Genomic DNA, 2,293 nt, shown 5'->3' with positions numbered 1-2,293 from the left:
CGGCGGGCAGGGCCAGCGGCGCCGGCACGCCGCGCGCAACCAGCAGCGCCTGCGCATAGGCGCCGAGGGCGACCAGCGCGGCCTGGCCGAGCGCGATCTGGCCCGCCTGCCCCACCACCACGACCACGCCGAGGCCGGCGATGGCGTAGGTCGCGACCAGGGTCGCCTTGCCGAGCGCGTAGTCGGTGCCCAACCAGGCGAGCGCAAGCAGCAGCACCGCGAGCCAGGGCAGCGCGGCGCGCACGGCCGGCGCGCTCACGCCCTGCCCCGCCCGCCGCCGAGCCCCTGCGGAAACAGCAGCAGCGCCGCCATCAGCAGCACGTAGGGCACGAAATCCTTCGCCCCTTCGGGCAGCGCCAGCCCGGCGAGCGCCTCGGCGACCCCGAGGAAGACGCCGGCCACGAGCGCGCCCGGCAGGCTGGTCAGCCCGCCCAGCACCGCGGCGGGGAAGGCCTTCAGCGCGATGAAGCCCATGTTCAGATGCACGAAGGTGACCGGCGCGAGCAGCAGCCCGGCGATCGCGGCGAGCGCCGCACCGAGCGCCCACGCCAGGGTGTGCATGCGCGCCACCGGGATGCCCATCAGCGCGGCGCTGCGCGCATCCTCCGAGCACGCGCGCAGCGCCAGCCCGGTGCGGGTGTGACGGAAGAAGGCGGCGAGCAGGCCGGCGAGCAGCACGGTGGCGGCGACCACCCACAGGTGGCTGGTGGCGAGCACCAGCGGGCCGATCGCCAGCGTGTCGGCGGCGAAGGGCAGGCGGTGCATGTCCTGCGCCGCCGCCGGCACCGAGGCGACACCGCCGCGCATCATCATGCCCAGCCCGAAGGTGAGCAGCACCGCCACCAGGTGGGGCTGGCCGAGCGCGCGCCGCAGCACGGTGCGCTCGAGCACGGCGCCGAGCACGCCCACCGCCAGCACCGCCGCCAGCGCCGCGACGACGAGCGGCCAGCCCGCGAAGGCGTGCAGGCCGAGCGCGGCGAAGGCGCCGAGCATCAACAGGTCGCCCTGCATGAAGCTGACCGTCTCGGTGGCCTTGTAGATGAGGACGAAGGACAGCGCGACCAGGCCATAGACACAGCCGATCGCGACTCCGCTGGCGAGAACCTGGACAAAGGCGAGCATGGGGGCGAAGCATAGCCGAAGCGCCGCCCCCGATCGCACCCCGCGAACCGCAGCGCCCCCCCCTCCACACCCGCCGCGACGCTTCATGCAGGAGCGCCGCCGCGATGGTCCACGCCGCACGGCGACGGGTGCGCGACGGTTCATGCCCCGCGGGGCCGCACGCGCGGCGGTTAATGTTGTACGGCAACGGGCGCGCGATGGTTCATGCCCCATGGGCCCCGACGCACGTCGGTCGATGTTGCACGGCGACAGGCGCGCGATGGTTCATGCCCCATGGGCCCCGACGCACGTCGGTCGATGTTGCACGGCGACAGGCGCACGATGGTTCATGCCCCATGGGCCCCGACGCACGTCGGTCGATGTTGCACGGCGACGGGCGCGCGATGGTTCATGCCCCATGGGCCCCGACGCACGTCGGTCGATGTTGCACGGCGACAGGCGCGCGATGGTTCATGTAGGAGCGCCGGCAGGCGCGAAATCGGCGGTCAGGGAGGCGACGCGGAGGCCGACCTTCATCGCCGTTTTCGCGCCTGCCGACCCTCCTACAGGGGGCGGCACGCGTGTGCGCCAGGAAAAGGGCCGGCCGGCGGTGTGGGGGCGTGTACCCCGCACCGCCGGCCGGCCCCGGAGGCGACTGCCGGGCTGGTACGCCCCCGATCAGCCGAGGAAGCGGTCCAGGTAGCCCTGCTGCCAGGCCGCGACCACCGCCGCGATCAGCAGCACGAGGAAGAGCCAGCTCTTCCACGGCGTCTTCTTCTCGGCATACGGGTCGGTGAGCGCGCGCGAGGCGCCCGGAGGCAGCGCCGCGACGCCGGTGAGCGCACCGCCGAAGGGGATGTTGATGCGCGCGCGCGTGTTGACCGCCCAGCCGTTGGCGTCGAGCAGCGGGCCGAGGTTGCGCTGGCGCAGCTTGAGCCAGGCCAGCAGCATCGACGGGCCGGAGATCAGCAGCAGCGCGCCCAGGATCACCAGCGGCATCTGCCACACCGGCAGGCCGAGGAAGGCCGACACCACCGCGGCCATCGCGGTGCCGATCGCGCCGAGGGCGAGGCCCATGGCGGCGAAGATACCGGCGAACTTGGCGATGTCGAACGGGGCCGGCGCAGCGGCGGGCGCCGCGGCGGCGGCCGGGGCGGCCTCGATCTTGGCGCTCGCGCCGGCGACGCCGGTC

General features: G+C 74.1%; 2 protein-coding genes and 1 pseudogene. All 3 read right to left on the bottom strand.

Annotated features, from left to right (window positions below):
• The coding region (locus tag C667_RS22295; protein ID WP_004386119.1) for an ABC transporter permease subunit at nt 1-259 on the bottom strand (259 nt) is incomplete at its 3' end.
• Complete coding sequence (locus tag C667_RS22290; protein ID WP_004386118.1) at nt 256-1,122, bottom strand: branched-chain amino acid ABC transporter permease; 867 nt, start codon at nt 1,120-1,122, stop codon at nt 256-258. The genes C667_RS22295 and C667_RS22290, both read right to left, overlap by 4 nt.
• A 657-nt stretch (nt 1,123-1,779) precedes the next feature.
• Nucleotides 1,780-2,293, bottom strand: a pseudogene (locus tag C667_RS22285) (hypothetical protein); the annotation flags it as partial.

Origin of the sequence: Thauera phenylacetica B4P (assembly GCF_000310225.1) — a bacterium.
GTDB classification, from domain to species: domain Bacteria; phylum Pseudomonadota; class Gammaproteobacteria; order Burkholderiales; family Rhodocyclaceae; genus Thauera; species Thauera phenylacetica.
The sequence above is the reverse complement of the archived record's forward strand: the minus strand, read 5'-3'. Positions and strand labels throughout refer to the sequence as shown.

What these genes read in the sequence shown, in the direction of transcription:
- C667_RS22290 (WP_004386118.1), bottom strand. Translation starts at nt 1,122, where the DNA reads ATGCTCGCCTTTGTCCAGGTTCTCGCCAGCGGAGTCGCGATCGGCTGT.